Below are 15,185 nucleotides of genomic sequence, written 5' to 3' on the forward strand. Positions count from 1 at the left end.
CGCGCATCAAGGGGCTGTGCGCCCGCCAATCTCTGGGAAGCGCTCGTAGGCCCGTTTGAGTGCGTCCAGGTGGGCGGGGTTGTCCAGGTCGAGCGGCGCATCGGTGAGCTGCACAACCCACCCGCCCGACGCGGTACGCCGTGAGCGTGACAGCAGCTCCGCGTCGCGGGCCGGGTCCGGAAACCCTATGGCTTCTGCGGCAGCGGGCGACCAGTAGTTCAGCCACCCGAGGTAATAGGGAATCTCTGGCGAGCGGATGTGCTCGAAGAGCTTCAGGGCGGGCAACCCCCGGCGTGGGGACGGCGGCCCTTCAAGCGTGGGTGCCGTCTGATACGCGATGTCCACCGCAGCGTCGTGTGGCGTCGCACGCCCCCAGAACGCGCGTGTGCCCTCCGCTACACGCTCCAGCATCTCCCCCGCTGCAGCAATAACCGCCGCATCTAGCGGCAACTTCGCATGGACTTCAAACAGGGCCTGACCGCCAGGGCTGAAGAGTCCCGAGCTTCCCCTCCCCATAACCGTCACGGGGTAACTCTCGTCCCCGTTGCACACAAGGGGGAAGCCCCCGTCCTTAATCTTTTCTACGATCCACGCGTCGCGCTGTGGCAACGCAGCAAGCCGTCGCCCCCCGGTAACTCTCCACTCTAGACGCAAGCCGGGGAGCGCCTTTTCCATCCCATGAACGGCAGCGATTGTGCGTTTGTCGTCACCCACGAGCGCAGGCGCGTAGACGGTCAGAACGAGGCGATTCTGGGTGGTCATCGTTTGCATCCCGTGACGACGATCTTGAGGGAGGGAACAACAGCGAGCAGCGCTTCTTTGTGCCCTTGGGTGCTCACCCCAATGATGAAATCATACCCACACGCCGCCGCAGCTTTTCGCTCTTTTTCTATTTGCTCCAACTCCTTCTCAATCTCCCGATCCCGGATAAAATCAGGATACGTGTCAAATTGATGGGTCTTGATTTCCCACAGCACACGAACGCCGACTTGCAGCGCATCGAAGCTCACACCGCCCACGAGCACATCCATTCCGGGATAACGGTTGGGAGGAAACTGATCGGCGCACTTGTTATGCGCGTCATCCTTGCCCGCGTGCGGCACTGGGACGGGCTCGCACCTGTGGCGATCTCGCTCCGTGACTTCGGGTGGCTCCAGAGGAGGAAAATCCGGCCCTTTTGGCTCCGGCTTGGGCCGTTTTTTCGGCGAGGGCTTCTGCGGGGCGGGCGCTGTTTCAGGCACGGGCCGCGTTTCAGGCGCGGGCCTTACCTGGACCTGGGGACGGCCCCTCTTCTCCGCGTAGGTATCCAACGCCTCTTTGATGGCGAAGCCCACCACCACCACGCCCGCGACGATCACCGCTCCCACGACGATCTCCGGTGCCGCCAAGACACAGAGTCCGACGCCCACTGCCGCACCTGCGGAGGCGACGGCGCATCTGCCCGTGATGTCCCGAAACCGAACCCGGTCATGGTCGAGGGCATAAAAGCACCGCTCCGCCAGCACGGGCCAGGGCTGGGAAGCCTCTTCGACGGCGCACCGCCCCCCGTCCGTCCAGGGCAGCTCCGCCGCTCGTTGGAGGTTGGCGAGCCTCTGGTCCCGGGCTGCTGGCTCTCTTGGGCTGGGCACTGACGTAGCGCAGGCTGAGACATAGAACAGAAGTGCGATGCACGCTCGGAAACGCATGGCTACATCCTCCAATCAAGTCAGGACCTCATCCCCTTCAGGTAAGTCCACAAAGGCCCTTCCCTCCTGACTCTTCGGAAATTCTGCCGAATGGAATAGTGCCTGATATTGGCTTGATGCTGCTTCGGAGTGAGAATCTGGACGTAGGGACGTGGAGTCTTCATTTCAATGTGACGACCGTCTCATCCCGGAGGTCCAGTAGGAAGACGCGGTCAAACTTCGACTGCATGTTCCGCTCCTTTACCAAAGGTAAGCGTTCACCGCCTCGGAGAGGCCGGGCGGTGGTCGCCATTCAAGAGACAGGCAGAAGAGAGGGAGCAGCATGTCCATGCAGGTGCGCATGCATGGCCTCGGTCAGGTAATCGAGCACATGGCGCTGCTGCTGCTTGAGCGTGGTGACTGCTGTCAGCATCCGCTCGATGTAGCGGCTGCCCTCGGGGCTGTGGGTGCCGAAGCTGCCCTTGCGCATGCAGACGGCGGGGCGCAGCGCACGCTCAGCCCGGTTGTTGGTGGGCTCCACCTCCTCCATATGCACGAATGCCCACAGGGCTGGCTCCAGCTTGAGGATGGCCTCGGCCATACCGGCTACCTTCTGGTCCGGGCACACGCGTGCCTTGCGCAGCAGTCGAGCCACCGCCGCCTCTACCTCGCCCATGTGCGCCTGGAATGCAGGACGCGGCAGAGTCCCGTCTCGCCACTGGTGGTAGAGCGCGAAGAGCTTCTTGGTCTGCCCCAGCAGGGCCCGGCCCAGGGGCTTTGCCGCTCCGCCCCTGTCCACCCACTTCTGGAAGTCGCGCCGCAGATGCGCCCAGCACAGCTGCCTCAGGTTGATGTCCACCCAGTTGTAACCGCTCCACCTGTCGCTACCCACGAAGCCCACGAAGTCCTCGCCCAGCAATTGCCGGGCGGCCTCGCCGCTGCGCTCTCGGTTGATGGAGAACACGGTTACCAGTGCCGTGGCGGCCACCCACAACCACGCCTTCTTGAGCTTCTCGCGCCAGCTGGTTTCATCCGCATTCACACTCAAGGCCTCGCGCACGTACGCGCGCGCCTCTTCCACGGGCGCTTGCAGCGCGGCGCTCATGCTCCGCTCCAACTTGGAGATGCTCCCCAGGGCCACCTCCACCCCCAGCACGCTGGAGGCAAACTCCTGCACCAGCCGCTTCGTCAGCCGCAGCCGGCCTGTCAGCAACGCCACCACCGCGGTGAGCCTGGGACCAAAGGCTCCGCTCGGCACTCCCGGTGGCAACTGGGCCTGCGTCCACACCTCACACCTCGCACAATGCCCGGAGCGCAGCTGGTACTCGGTGACGCGCGGCTTCACCTCGGGCAGCTCCACCACCTGGTGCCGCCACGCTGCCGGCCCCTCTTCCCTCTGCTCGAGCTCTCCGCCGCACCGGCTGCACCCCTTGGGCTGCACCGCCACCACCTCGTCCACCTTCTCGGGCGGCAACAACTCACGCCGGTGCCCCTTGTGCCCGGGCTGTCCTCCCGGCTTCCTCCCGCTGGGCTCCTTGCGCTCCCGCTTCACTGCTGGCCCATCAGAGGAGGGCGGCTTGTTGGAGTTGCGCGAATTCTGCCCCAACCGCGCCCGCAGCCCGGCGATTGTGGCCAGCGCCTCGGCCAACTGCTTCTTCAGCTCAGCGACTTCGGCTTCGAGCTGGGCGATACGCGCATCTCTGGGGTCAATCTCGCTCACGCGATGGCTGGTACACCACGTCAGCCGTCACCCTGTCCAGCACCACTTCTCCGGTCAGTTCGCCCCTGCTCACCCCTCAACCAACCCAGACGCGTGAACGCTTACTACCAAAGAAGCATAGACGTTCTGCTCGAATCGCGCGCCTGTCACGAAGAGGAGCCATACATCACCATCTCCGAGAATCCTTCTGTATTCGGGTAGCTTGTCTTCCTTGTCCCGAAGAGCTGTCATGATTCCGGATGCTCCCTGTGCCCACGCCATTGGAATCGAGAGAACCTCGGGTTCAGTGAGGTGGTCCATCTTCCGAAGCACCAGATCGGACAACTCGGCCAAGTCAAGGTCCTGGAGTTGATGATCTTCCTCGTCACTGAGAACGAATTCGTCGTCACCCAAGGAGGGAGCCTCCTTGTTGATTACTGCCATGAGCTTGTCGAGGAACACCCTGAGCCTCTTAGGGTTTTCCGAGAACTGGGTGAGGTCGAACTTCCAAATCAACTGAACCTGGAGGACGTATCCCTGCTCACGAAGAGCCGCATCGACCTTCTGCGCTATATGCCGATCGGCCATCGCGTTGTTCTTCCTCTGGGCCTCGTCGTCTACATCGACCAACTCCACCCCCACGCGACAGCCACCCCCAAGGTCGAGAATGAAATCGAGGGGATCGCCCGCCCTAATCGCTTCTGATCTGATGCCCTGTAGAGCAAGAAAACGATCGAGGTGCTCCTGTTCCCTGTCTTTCTTGGCTTGTCTCTGGTTCTCGAGCCACAGTGTCCCATAGTGCAGCGTCACCAACCAAGACGGCCGAGCGCGACCTCATGTCGTCAGGTGCGCTGCGGAATCCACCTTCGTTCCGAGGGAGGGCATTCAGGCCGCTCCCGCCTCGCTTGCCGTCGCCGTCATCGCTCCGGTTGAGCCCCCGCAGCCGTCAGAACCGATGCCCCCTGCCGCAGCAGCTCCGGCACAGGAACCCGGCAGCGGGGGAGCGGGCTGCAAGTCCGGGAGGGCCCCGCCAGTCACACACCGCCCGGCGTGGGGCGGGCCGCTGGCGGGGAGGTGGGGCGCATGTGCCCCCAGTGTGCCCCTCCAGCGGGGTTAGAGGCTGCACCCGGGGGAACGGCGTGGGACGCGGCGGGATGACGAACCCGAGGAGAATCAAGGCGATAGTGGGTAACAGCGCGTCCTGCTTGGGGTTTTCTATCGCCCTGCCCACGGGTTCGATTCCCGCCGCCTCCAATAAAGGTTGCCCGCCGCCTTGAGTTGAACCCCCTCCGAACGAGGAGGCGCGGATCGCCTGCGGGAACCAAAAAGGGAGTCAGGGTGAGGGTCTCGCCCCCGTCTTCGGCGGCAACGCGAGGGGCCACAGCCGGGCGAGGTCGCCGCGCAGCGCGGCGGCGCTCGGATAACGCTGCTCCGGGTGCTTCTGCATCAGCTTGAGCACCACGCGCTCGAAGGGCTCGGGCAGGCTCGGGGTGAGCGTGCGCGGAGGCACGGGGGGCTGTTGCACGTGCAGGAACATGAGCGGCACGGGCTGCGGGTGGCGGAAGGGCAACTGCCCGGTGAGCAGCTCATACGCCACCACGCCCAGCGAGTAGAGATCGGTCGCGGGTGAGACGGCGTGCGCACCGGAGATCTGCTCGGGCGCCATGTACTCGGGAGTGCCGAGCACCGCGCCCTGCGCCGTCACGCCGGCCACGTGCGAGCCTCTTGGCGAGCCCGAAATCCATCAGCTTGAGGATGCCCGGCTTCGTGAGGAAGAGGTTGCCCGGCTTCACATCGCGGTGCAGCACGCCGCGCCCGTGCGCGTGCTCCAGCGCGGCGGCCGCGTGGGTGAGCCACCGCAGCGCCTCGGCCAGCGTCGGGCGGTTGCCCATCAGCCGGCGCTTGAGGTCCATCCCCACCAGCAGCTCCGTGGTGATGAAGTGCCGGTCTCCATCCACTCCCACGTCGTGGACGCGCACGATGTTGGGATGGTCCAGCCCCCGCGCGTGCTCCACCTCCTGGCGGAAGCGGGCGATCTGGGACGCATCCGCACCCGGCACGGCCAACACCTTGAGCGCCAGGTGCGCGCCCGTGGTGAGGTCCATCACCTCGTGCACCATGGCGCTGCCGCCGGAGCCCAGCCAGCGCTCCACCTGGTAGCGCCCGGCCACCACCTGCCCCGGAATGAGGCCGCGCACCGCCGCGTGGCCCTGCTCGCCCACCGGGTGCTCACTGCTGCCCAGCAGCAACGTGCGCGCCGGCCCGCTCCCCCGCGAATCACTCGCGGGAGGTGGCCTGGCCACGGGAGGCGGCACCACCGCCCCCTCCTCGGGATTCAGGTACGCCACCCCGCTGTCGTGCTCCTCGTCCGTCACGGCAGCCTCCCCTCCCCTCACCCGGCCTCAGCCGGCGAGCAGCGACACGTTGGACGCCATGCCATTGCCCTCGATGTCCAGGTGGGGCGTGGGCAGGTTGTACTCGGCGGCGGCGGTGGTGGCCTCCATCATGATGGGACCGGCGATCTCCGGCGGCTCGCCGTGGCACAGCAGCTCCACCACGTGCTCCACCGTCCAGCGCCCCAGCCGCTGGATGGACACCTGGCCGTTCTGCACCTTCGCCGTCTCGGCCAGCTCCGTGCTGCCCATCAGCTTCTCGTCCGCCGAGTTGCCCAGGTAGCCGCGCGCCAGCGTCAGCACCCGATCCAGCACCACGTTCCACGCCTGCAGGTGCGAGCGGTCCTGGGCCTCGTCCATGATGTCCAGGCCCACCGGCAGCTTCTCCATCCGGTCCAGGAACGTCTGGATGAGCGGCCCGCGGATGAGCCGCCCGTGCTGCGGCGCGATGATCTCCACCGCCGGCTCCAGCTTGCGGATGACGGCCACCACGCGCTGCAGGGCCAGGTTCACCGGCATGTAGATTTGGTGGAAGGCGCGGATGCCCGTCCAGTCCGACTCATCCGCCCACAGGCCCTGCGCGTTGACGTCCGTGACGCCGCCGAACAGGTCGCCGGTGAAGAGCACCCGCGTCTCCGGGTCGTAGAGCATCACCGCGCCGCGGAAGTGGCAGAAGGGCGAGGGCACCGGCAGCAGCTTGTGGCCGGTGGGCACGTTGAGCCCGTGGCTGAACTTCTCCGTGGCGATGAAGCGGCCGCGCGGCAGGTTCTGGTGGACGATGAGCCGCCAGGTGTCCTCGGAGCAGAGGATGCCGGCCTTGGGCGCGTAGCGCGCCGAGATGATGCTCGCCGACGAGCCCACGTCCGGGTCCTGGTGGTTGATGAAGACGGCGCTGAGCCGGTCCAACCCGCCGATGAGCGACGTCACCTTGGTGGACACCTGGGCGAAGTCACTGCTCGAGCCCGGGTCGATGAGCAGGTTGAACTCGTTGGCGCGGCCCGTCTTCGGATCCGTGCCCCGGAAGCGGCGCAGGTACGGGTTGGCGTAGAAGATGTTGCCGGGATCCCGCTTGCCCACCCAGAAGGTATCCGGAGCGATCTCCACGGGAACCAGCCGCAGATCATTGCTCTGGCTGTCGGACGGACGGACGTTGCTCGGGGGGGTGTTGCGATTCGGGGACGCCTGGACGCTGCTCATACGGGCACTCAGACCTGGGGGATATGGGCCCCTCGGTGAGGGGCGCGAACACCCTCAGGCCATAGCAAGGTGCGGGCCGACCTCCCCGGCGCTCTGACTCCCCTGTCTCTCCGCTCGGAGCCGGAAGACGCCGTGTGCCCGCGCACGCAACCGCTGCGTCGCCCCGCGTCACGGGACCGCAAATCGTGCGCCCGCCCATGAGCCGGGCGGGCGCATTCGAGCAGTCCGGCTTCTAGGGGCCCTTGGGCTGTCCGGACAGCCCGCCGAGCGCATCCTCGGCCTGCGCCACGTCCTTGGCGTACTCGTCCAGGTAGCGCTGGCGCTCCTCGCTCGTCCACTCGTCGGGGGAGAACCGGTCCAGTGTGTACGGCTGGGTGATGTGCACGGGGCCGTAGAGCGCCTTCACCAGCTCGCGGTCCGGATCTCCCTGCTCGCGGAGGAGGAAGCCCTCCACGTCGCGCAGCCGGAGGGGGAAGTCCGGGTTCTCGTCGTGGAGCAGCAACCCGAAGACGGTGAACTTCACCTCGCGTGCACCGGCCTCCAACTCCTCGTTGAACTCCACATAAGCAAACGGAATACCCCCCTCGTCATCCACGCGGCCGGCCATGACATAGCGGCCGGGCTTGCGCACCTGGAGGCCCACGTAGAGCTGCAGGGAGCCCTTCTCCACCACCTCGCGCACCTTGCCGGTGAAGGCGGCGGGCGCGGCCGGGGTGAAGACGATGTCGAAGAAGGCACCGCCCTCGGCGCTGCCGTTGGCGCGCACGCGGAAGTCGACGCGCAGCGTGCCCTCGTACATGGCGAAGCCCTGGCGCGAGGGCTGGAAGCTCCCCGTCCACGTGCCGTCACCGGCCACCTCGTCGCCGCCGCGGCCCAGGTCGTTGAAGTCCAGCGGCACCGCGCCGGCCCCCCCGGCCTGTGTCAGGTGCGGCGCCTCGCGGGCCACGGCGGAGTACACCTCGCAGGGCAGGGGCTGGCTGGTGCTCGCGTTCTCACAGCCCACGAAGAAGCGCACCACCTCGTCGCCCACGACGTAGATCTTCTCCTGCTTCAACTTCAGCGCGATGTCCCTCTGCTCCTTGTTGAGCGGCTGCTTGCGCTCGGGCGAGGCCGGGTACACCAGGTCCGGGTGCTCCGAGATGGGCCGCGACTCGTGCGGGTAGCGCGTGGACTGCCGGTAGGAGTCGAGCGTGAAGCGGGCGCGCTCCAGGCGCTTCTCCCACAACTGCCGCTGCGCCTCGCGCTCGGCCTCCTCGGGCGACAGGGCGGGCCCGGGGGGCTGCCGCGCGGGGACGCCCGCGGAAGAGCGGACCGGACCGCGAGACGGTGGCTCGGCCGGGCTGTCCGGGGACCGCGGACCGGGCGCGGACGAATCCGCCGCACCCGGCCCGGGACGGATGAGCCCCACGGAGAGCAGCAACCCTCCCACTCCCAACACGAGAGGAACGAGCAGGAGAAGCCAACGGCCACGGCGAGAAGGGCGCTGAGTCATGGGGTACATCCAATGCTGCCAGAAACCGCTTACCTGGCGTAGTTGACCATGTCGGTGCGCACGGGCCCGACGATGCCCGCCCAGTTGCCGGCGGCGTAGTGATCGTAGGCCTCGCCGTCATCGCGCAGCTCGACGGTGTGGTAGCTCCACTTGGCCTTGCCGTTGCTGGTGGCCGCGGTGCCGGTGTTCAGCGTGCCGTCGCAGAACCAGTCGCCGGGGTTGCAGAAGCCGCCGGTGGCCGAGACGCCGCCGGTGGAGTGGTAGGCCACGGCCTCGTCATCCTGGCCGGGGAGCACGCCGGAGTAGGCCGTGCCCCTGGAGCCGGCGAACATGTAGAACCAGATGGAGCGCGTGGTGTTGTGGTTGTACATGCCGCGCGCCGTGGAGGTGACCAGGTCGCTGGTGAGCGGCTCGCTCGTCGCCCAGTCGCCGTAGTTGGCCAGCTCGCTGCCGCCGCCGGCGCCCGAGGCCACGTCCACCCACTTGATGTTCCAGCCCACCTGCGTGGTGCCGTCCGTGTTGCCGCACACACCCGAGGAGTTGGGGACGGCGTTCTTCTTGTAGCGCGCCGAGCCGCCGTACATGGACAGCGCGTAGCCGATCTGCAGGTTACCCGCGCTGTGCGCCGCGATGTAGCACCAGTTGGCGCCGGTGCAGAAGCAGTCCAGCGCGTCACGCACGCGGAAGTTCTCCACGGAGATGCGCTGCGTGCCGTTCCAGTTCACGGCCTTCTTGTTGATGCCGGCCGCGGTGCTGCTCGGGCCCCAGTAGCTGAAGTCGGCGTAGTTGCCGCGCTGGGTGCTGCCGCCGTTACGGCCGTGGATCCACAGCGTGTAGTTGGTGGCCGACGCCTCCGCGCCCACCAGGGCGGTGGCGGCGATGATGGCCGTGCTCAAAAGCTTCTTCATGAGAGAGAGCCTCCTGCTCTTGCTTCCAAGGGAGTACCCGCCCGGCTGGCTGCCGGGCAGGTGAGGCCACTCTACTCGCGCATTCTCACAAAACGAAAACCCTCCATTCTCATTGAAAGACAGAATCCTGACACAACGAGTCAGAACCGGATTCCTCGACGCAGCATGTCAGGGACCGGGCGGGGAAGCAGGCGCCGTGTGCACCGGATGGGGAGGGGACGGGTGGAGGGGGGGCGTCCGGGGCGCGGGGCGTGGATGCCTAGCTTGAATCGCGTCCTCTCCACCCTTTGAGGAGGCCCTGCCCATGTCCTCGATGGATGTTCCCCTGACGCTGTTGGATCCCGAAGGCGGTTGGATCAATGCCCCCGTGCACGTGCACGATCTGCGGGGCCGGCCCACGCTGCTCTACTTCTGGTCGGAGCTGAGCAAGACGAACCAGGAGCAGTTGCCGCTGGTGAAGACGCTGCTGGACGAGTTCATCCCCAAGGGCCTGCAGGTCATCGGCGTGCACGTGCCGATGGAAGGCGAGGACCTGGGCCATGCGCTGGATACCAACGACATCGAGGCCATCGTGAAGCGGATGGGCTTCCGTCACCCGGTGGCGGTGGACGACGGCTCGATGGAGAAGGCGTACGGGGTGGAGGACGTGCCGACGTTCCTCGTGTACGACGCCTTCGGCATCCTGCGCTTGCGCGTGGCGGGCGAGGCGGTAGGGAACCCCGAGTTGCGACGGCTGTTGGAGCGGCTCACCGGCCCCGAGGCCACCTCTGGCGCGTTCGCGCCCTGAACCTCCGCACACGAGGCACGACATGGCAGGCCGGAACAAGAAGGAGGCCTCCCGGGTGTCACTGGGAGCCCTGACCGCCGCGGGAATGGGGGCGGTGATGGGGCTCCGGGCGCTGCTCCGGGAGAAGGTGAGCTTCGAGGGCCGCACGGTGTTGCTGACGGGCGGCTCGCGGGGACTGGGATTGGTGATGGCCCGGCAGTTCCTGGCCGAGGGGGCGCGCGTCATCCTCTGCGCCCGCGAGGAGGTGGAGCTGTCGCGGGCGCGCGACGAGCTGGAGGGCATGGGGGGCGAGGTGCTGGCCATCCCCTGCGACGTGAGTGACCGGGTGCAGGTGGAGGCGATGGTGGCCCAGGTGCACGAGCGTTTCGGCGCGGTGGACGTCCTGGTGAACAACGCCGGAGGCATCCAGGTGGGTCCGCTCGAGTCGATGACGGAGGAGGACTTCGCCGAGGCGATGAAGGTGCACTTCTGGGCCGCGCTCTACACGTCACTGGCGGTGCTGCCGGAGATGAAGCGGCGGGGCTGGGGACGCATCGTGAACATCTCGTCCATTGGCGGGAAGGTGAGCATCCCGCACCTGGTGCCCTACAGCGCGAGCAAGTTCGCCCTGGTGGGCCTGTCGGACGGGATGAGGGCGGAGCTGGAGCAGGACGGCATCCTGGTGACGACGGTGTGCCCGGGGCTGATGCGCACGGGCAGTCCGCCCAACGCGTTCTTCAAGGGCGACCACGAGGCGGAGTACGCGTGGTTCGTGCTGGGAGACTCGCTGCCGGGGATGTCGATGAACGCGGAGCGGGCGGCGCGAAAGATCCTCGAGGCGTGCCGCCGGGGTGACGCGGAGGCGCTGGTGGGCATGCCGGCGAAGCTGGCGGCCCTGGCGAGGACGCTGGCCCCGGGCCTGACGGCGGCGGTGATGGCGCAGGTGAACCGGATGATGCCGCAGGACAGCAGCACGGACCGGTACCGGGGGAGGGACAGCGAGACGCCCCTCACCCGCTCCTGGGTGACGCGGCTGACGCGGCAGGCGGCGCAGAAGAACAACGAGGATCTGCTGCACTGAGCCCGCGCAGGCTCCCTCTCCCTCTGGGAGAGGGAACATCCGTCAGGTCGGGAGGGGAAGCCGGAGGCTGAAGGTGGAGCCGAGGCCCAGCTCCGACTGCGCGCTCAGGGAGCCGCCGTGGAGCCTCGCGAGCGCCGCGGCGATGTACAGGCCCAGCCCGTGCCCGTGCCCGCCCGCGCCGTCGGCGCGATGGAAGCGCTCGAAGATGTTGCGCAGCTCGGAGGCGGGGATGCCCACGCCCCAGTCGCGCACCTGGACGATGGCCAGACCCGGCGAGACGGAGAGCGTCACCTCGACGCGCCGCTGCTCTCCGCCGTACTTCACCGCGTTGGAGAGCAGGTTGTTGAGGATGTACCGCACGCGCTCGGCATCGAAGGACAGCGCCACCCGCTGCGCCGCCCCCGTCAGGGAGAAGTCCACCTGGGGCTGGAGCTCGCGCCACTCCTGGACCACATCCTGGAGGAAGGAGGAGAGCTCACCGGGCTCACGATGCAGCGCCACCTTGCCCTCGGACAGGCGCGCGGCATCGAGGATGGAGGTGACGAGCGAGTTCATCCGGTCGAGCTGGCGGAGGATGGCCTCGGAGCACTTGCGCTCCTCGTCGGCGCCGCGCTCCCCGTGCTTGCGCAGCAGCAGCTGGGCATTGAGCCGCGCGGAGCTCAGGGGCGTCTTGATCTCATGGGCCACCCAGTTGAGCATCTCCTCGCGCACGGCGCCGCCGGCGTGGCCCGCGCGGTCCCCCGCGGTCATGGCCTCCTCGCGGGACTCCGGAGCGGCGGGGCGCGAGCGCAGCACCTGCTGCACGGCGGCCTCGAAGGTGTCCAGGTCCACCGGCTTGGAGAGGAAGGCATCGGCCTCCTCCAACCCCTTGGGCTGCGCGGCGCTCAGCAGCAGGAAGGGCACATTGTCGAGGCGAGGGTCGGCCCGCAGCGTCCGGAGCAGCTCCACCCCGGTGCGCCGGGGCATCATGTGGTCGCTCACCACCAGGTCCGGCCGCTCGGTCCGGGCCAGCATCAGGGCCTCCTCCCCGTTGTGGGCCCGCAGGGTCCGATGACCCAGCTCCTCCACCACCTGGGCGAAGATCTCCAGCATCGCCTCCTCGTCCTCCGCGATGAGGACGAGGCTCATTCATCCCCCCCGCCGGTGCGTGAGCCGATGGGCTGGGCCAGGCCCGTCAGCAGGCCCGCGGCCGAACGCATGGGACTGAGCACGCGGATCCCCGCGTCGTTGATCTCGAACTCGCGCAGGTCCCCGTCGTACTTGCTGTCGCGCATCTTGAGGATGGACATGACGCGGTGGATGCGGCCGCGCAGCTCCACGTAGCGCAGCAGCAGCAGGTTCTCGCCGAGGATGGCGATGGGGGTGTCGCTGAAGTCCAGCTCGGTGCCGGCGATCTTCGACACCTCCTTGGTGAACAGGGACGTCACCCCCGCGGCCCGCAGGTGCACGCTGAAGGCGCCCAGGAAGGTGCGCCGCCGCTCCGGGTCCACGATGGCGAGCTCGAGATCCGTCAGCCCGTCGATCACCAGCCTCCGGACTCCCTGCCGGTCCACCTCCCGCAGGATGCGGTCCACCAGGACATCCGCCTCCAGCTCGGAGGGAGGCAGGTGCATCAACGCCAGCGCCCCGCTCCCCAGTGCTTCCCGCACGTCCAGACCGATGCGCTGGGCCCGGGCCAACAGCGCGGAGGGAGGCTCGAAGAAGGAGACGAAGAGCGTCTTCTCCCCCTGGCGGGCCCCTTCCGCCGCGAAGTGCGCGGCGAGCAGCGTCTTGCCGATGCCCATGCTGCCCGCCAGCAGGGTGGTGCTCTGGAGAGGCAACCCGCCATCCATCAACCCGTCGAACTCGGGCAGGCCGAAGCTGGCCCGGGTACGAGGCGGGACGAAGTCCTTGTCGGAGGGAACACGGGCCTCGAGCCGCGGGATGATCTCCACCCCCTCGCCACCAATCTGGAAGAGGTGCTCGCCTTGCAGGTGGGGCCGGCCGCGCAGCTTGACCACCTCCACCCGGCGATGGCGACGCCCTCCCTGGTGGCTCACCCACAGCGAGACGATGCCATCCACCGTCGTGGCTTCCGGCAGCGTCATCAACTTCTCGATGGGGTACTCGGTGGTGAAGAGCCCGATGCAATCCATGGTGGACAGCCCGATGCCCAGCTCATAGAGGAACTCGCGCAGCCGGGCCTCGTCCTGCCACAGGTCGCGGATGGAGCGCAGCCCGTCGATGAAGAGCATCTTCGCGCCGCGCTCGCGCACGGTGTGCAGGAGGGTGTCGCGCGCCTCCTTGGCACCCTTCTTCAGCGAGGCGTAGGCGCTCACGAGGAAGAGCTTGTCCCCCAGCAACTCGTGGCGGAAGAAGGAGAAGCCGGAGAGCGCGTCCACCAGCTTGTCGTGAGGCTCGGAGGTGACGGTGGCGAGCACCACGGGCAGCCCGCGAGCGGCGGCGAGGAAGGCGATCTGGCTGCTGAGGATGGTCTTCCCGCAGCCGGGGTTGCCCGCCACGATGAGGGTCTGGCGCCTGGGGATGCCACCGCCCAGCAACAGGTCGAAGCTCTGGATGCCGGACTCGAACAACTTCGGGGGGCTGCGGCTGTCCATCATGGGGCTCGGTGCGAAAGGAGGGGACCATGCGCGAGCCCTGGCGAAGGCGCGCTCTCTGGAGAACAGGCTCCAGACGCATGTGCCGGTACGCGCCTCCTAACATGGAACCCGCCCGTCAGGACGGCGGCCAGCGGAGCCTCTTCCGGAGGGCTCCCGCCGGCCGCGCACTCCGATGACAACCCAACGATTCGCCGCCCGGCCGCCTGGGCTCCTGGCGGCCTGGGGTGAGGCTCACGCCTTGGAGGGCTGGCCCAGACCGGGCTCCTCCCACCAGCGGCCCTTGTACTCGGCGGCGCGGGTGATCTGCTCGCGCAGGGCCGCGATCATCTTCACGTTCCCGTCCTGCTCATAGCCCTCGAGGGCCTCCTGGCACCGGGGCACGCGCTGGAGGAAGTCGCGCAGGCGCTCCAGGGTGAGCTCGGGCGCGTACATCCCGTAGCCCAGCCGCTCCAGGTAGAGGGCGTTGAGCACCTGCTCGAACTGGCCCTTCACGGGCAGGGAGAGCACGGGCTTGTGGAGGTAGACGGCCTCGCTCATGAGCGTGTAGCCGCCCCCGGCGACGACGGCCCGGGCGGTGCGCAGGTCGTCGATGAAGCCCTTCTCGCTGAAGGGGCGGTAGAGGAGGTTGCCGTCGCGCACGTCCTCGGTGAGGTCGCGGCGCAGGCCGTAGATGTGGCAGGGCAGGCCGCTCTGCTTGAGGATCTCCGGCAACCGCGTGTTGGTGGTGGAGGTCTGGTAGACGAGCAGGTGCTCACCGGGCTCGGACTTCGCGGCGATGATCTCCGGCCGGAGGATGGAGGGCAGCAGCGTGGTGCGCTCCTTGCGGACGGGCGGATAGAAGAAGGTGGTGACGAGGTAGTGGAAGCACCCGGGCAGCTTGGACTTCACCAGGGCACGGGTGGCCTCGAAGTCGTCCTCGAAGCCGGCGAGCAGCGAGGCATCGTGCTTCGCGCGGTTGATGATCTGCATGTTGTCCACGCTGATCACCGGCAGGCGGTGGTTGCGGGCGAAGAGGTAGCTGAAGCTCTCGAAGTCGCTCACCACGACGTCCGGCTTGAACTCCTCGACGAGGTCGAAGTACTGGCGCACGTTCTGCGGCCAGCCCTTGACGGCCCCGGTGAGGTTCTGCAGCACCGTCTGCCACTTCTTCACCGAGTTGCCTTCATAGGCGATGGTGAAGCCCCAGATGCCATGCACGTTCTCGAAGCGCCTGGCCAGGTAGTCCTTGGCGCGCCCCGAGACGACGATGTGGACTTCATGCTCCTTGGCCAGTTCCTCGAGGAGCACGCGGGAGCGGGTAGCGTGCCCCATGCCTTCGCCAACGACACCGTAGAGGATTCGCATGGGGCGAAAGCATACGCGGGATGTGGCGCGCGAGCCCATGC

At 67.5% G+C, this 15,185-nt stretch carries 14 protein-coding genes; 2 read left to right on the top strand and 12 right to left on the bottom strand.

What is annotated here, in order from left to right; all coding sequences use genetic code 11:
• Nucleotides 1–6: 6 nt before the first annotated feature.
• From ACN28I_RS19325 to ACN28I_RS19365, 9 genes are all read right to left on the bottom strand, one after another.
• Nucleotides 7–762 (bottom strand): DUF5953 family protein, encoded by a 756-nt coding sequence (locus ACN28I_RS19325; RefSeq protein ID WP_420943452.1) that lies wholly within the window; start codon nucleotides 760–762, stop codon nucleotides 7–9.
• Entirely contained in the window at nucleotides 759–1,685 is a 927-nt protein-coding gene (locus ACN28I_RS19330; RefSeq protein ID WP_420943453.1) for a DUF6310 domain-containing protein, read from the bottom strand. Before ACN28I_RS19330 ends, ACN28I_RS19325 begins: the two co-directional genes overlap by 4 nt.
• A 292-nt stretch (nucleotides 1,686–1,977) precedes the next feature.
• On the bottom strand, nucleotides 1,978–3,384 hold the full coding sequence (gene tnpC, locus ACN28I_RS19335) for an IS66 family transposase (protein ID WP_420943454.1): 1,407 nt from the start codon (nucleotides 3,382–3,384) through the stop codon (nucleotides 1,978–1,980).
• Nucleotides 3,385–3,453: 69 nt separating this feature from the next.
• A complete protein-coding gene (locus ACN28I_RS19340; protein ID WP_420943455.1) occupies nucleotides 3,454–4,173 on the bottom strand; it encodes a hypothetical protein in 720 nt (239 codons plus the stop codon).
• A 523-nt stretch (nucleotides 4,174–4,696) separates the two neighbouring features.
• Entirely contained in the window at nucleotides 4,697–5,029 is a 333-nt protein-coding gene (locus tag ACN28I_RS19345; protein WP_420943456.1) for a protein kinase domain-containing protein, read from the bottom strand.
• Nucleotides 4,950–5,738, bottom strand: a complete 789-nt coding sequence (locus ACN28I_RS19350; protein ID WP_420943457.1) for a protein kinase domain-containing protein — start codon at nucleotides 5,736–5,738, stop codon at nucleotides 4,950–4,952. The genes ACN28I_RS19345 and ACN28I_RS19350 overlap by 80 nt, the downstream gene beginning before the upstream one ends.
• A 27-nt stretch (nucleotides 5,739–5,765) precedes the next feature.
• Entirely contained in the window at nucleotides 5,766–6,953 is a 1,188-nt protein-coding gene (locus ACN28I_RS19355; protein WP_420943458.1) for a hypothetical protein, read from the bottom strand.
• A 232-nt stretch (nucleotides 6,954–7,185) separates the two neighbouring features.
• Nucleotides 7,186–8,373 carry a hypothetical protein gene (locus ACN28I_RS19360; RefSeq protein WP_420943459.1) on the bottom strand — a complete coding sequence of 396 codons (1,188 nt, stop codon included), beginning with the start codon at nucleotides 8,371–8,373 and terminating at the stop codon, nucleotides 7,186–7,188.
• Nucleotides 8,374–8,474: 101 nt separating this feature from the next.
• Nucleotides 8,475–9,353, bottom strand: coding sequence for a hypothetical protein (locus ACN28I_RS19365; RefSeq protein ID WP_420943460.1), 879 nt, complete (start codon nucleotides 9,351–9,353; stop codon nucleotides 8,475–8,477).
• A gap of 304 nt (nucleotides 9,354–9,657) precedes the next feature.
• On the opposite strand from ACN28I_RS19365, the gene ACN28I_RS19370 reads away from it, so the two are divergent.
• Complete coding sequence (locus ACN28I_RS19370) at nucleotides 9,658–10,140, top strand: TlpA family protein disulfide reductase (protein ID WP_420943461.1); 483 nt, start codon at nucleotides 9,658–9,660, stop codon at nucleotides 10,138–10,140.
• A 22-nt stretch (nucleotides 10,141–10,162) separates the two neighbouring features.
• Nucleotides 10,163–11,200, top strand: a complete 1,038-nt coding sequence (locus ACN28I_RS19375) for an SDR family NAD(P)-dependent oxidoreductase (RefSeq protein ID WP_420943462.1) — start codon at nucleotides 10,163–10,165, stop codon at nucleotides 11,198–11,200.
• A gap of 42 nt (nucleotides 11,201–11,242) precedes the next feature.
• Here ACN28I_RS19375 and ACN28I_RS19380 read toward each other — a convergent pair whose 3' ends face one another.
• The 3 genes from ACN28I_RS19380 to ACN28I_RS19390 form a co-directional block, all read right to left on the bottom strand.
• Nucleotides 11,243–12,328, bottom strand: a complete 1,086-nt coding sequence (locus ACN28I_RS19380; RefSeq protein ID WP_420943463.1) for an ATP-binding protein — start codon at nucleotides 12,326–12,328, stop codon at nucleotides 11,243–11,245.
• Nucleotides 12,325–13,800, bottom strand: a complete 1,476-nt coding sequence (locus ACN28I_RS19385; RefSeq protein WP_420943464.1) for an RAD55 family ATPase — start codon at nucleotides 13,798–13,800, stop codon at nucleotides 12,325–12,327. Before ACN28I_RS19385 ends, ACN28I_RS19380 begins: the two co-directional genes overlap by 4 nt.
• Before the next feature lie 231 nt (nucleotides 13,801–14,031).
• Nucleotides 14,032–15,144, bottom strand: coding sequence for an MJ1255/VC2487 family glycosyltransferase (locus tag ACN28I_RS19390; RefSeq protein WP_420943465.1), 1,113 nt, complete (start codon nucleotides 15,142–15,144; stop codon nucleotides 14,032–14,034).
• Nucleotides 15,145–15,185: the final 41 nt, after the last annotated feature.

Origin of the sequence: Archangium gephyra (assembly GCF_049060025.1) — a bacterium.
GTDB lineage: Bacteria > Myxococcota > Myxococcia > Myxococcales > Myxococcaceae > Archangium > Archangium gephyra_A.

Bases quoted from the DNA above. Each gene is read 5' to 3' on its own strand.
- ACN28I_RS19375 (WP_420943462.1), top strand. From the start codon at position 10,163: ATGGCAGGCCGGAACAAGAAGGAGGCCTCCCGGGTGTCACTGGGAGCC.
- ACN28I_RS19345 (WP_420943456.1), bottom strand. From the start codon at position 5,029: ATGGCGCCCGAGCAGATCTCCGGTGCGCACGCCGTCTCACCCGCGACC.
- ACN28I_RS19390 (WP_420943465.1), bottom strand. From the start codon at position 15,144: ATGCGAATCCTCTACGGTGTCGTTGGCGAAGGCATGGGGCACGCTACC.
- ACN28I_RS19325 (WP_420943452.1), bottom strand. From the start codon at position 762: ATGACCACCCAGAATCGCCTCGTTCTGACCGTCTACGCGCCTGCGCTC.
- ACN28I_RS19385 (WP_420943464.1), bottom strand. From the start codon at position 13,800: ATGATGGACAGCCGCAGCCCCCCGAAGTTGTTCGAGTCCGGCATCCAG.
- ACN28I_RS19370 (WP_420943461.1), top strand. From the start codon at position 9,658: ATGTCCTCGATGGATGTTCCCCTGACGCTGTTGGATCCCGAAGGCGGT.
- ACN28I_RS19365 (WP_420943460.1), bottom strand. From the start codon at position 9,353: ATGAAGAAGCTTTTGAGCACGGCCATCATCGCCGCCACCGCCCTGGTG.
- ACN28I_RS19355 (WP_420943458.1), bottom strand. From the start codon at position 6,953: ATGAGCAGCGTCCAGGCGTCCCCGAATCGCAACACCCCCCCGAGCAAC.
- ACN28I_RS19330 (WP_420943453.1), bottom strand. From the start codon at position 1,685: ATGCGTTTCCGAGCGTGCATCGCACTTCTGTTCTATGTCTCAGCCTGC.
- ACN28I_RS19380 (WP_420943463.1), bottom strand. From the start codon at position 12,328: ATGAGCCTCGTCCTCATCGCGGAGGACGAGGAGGCGATGCTGGAGATC.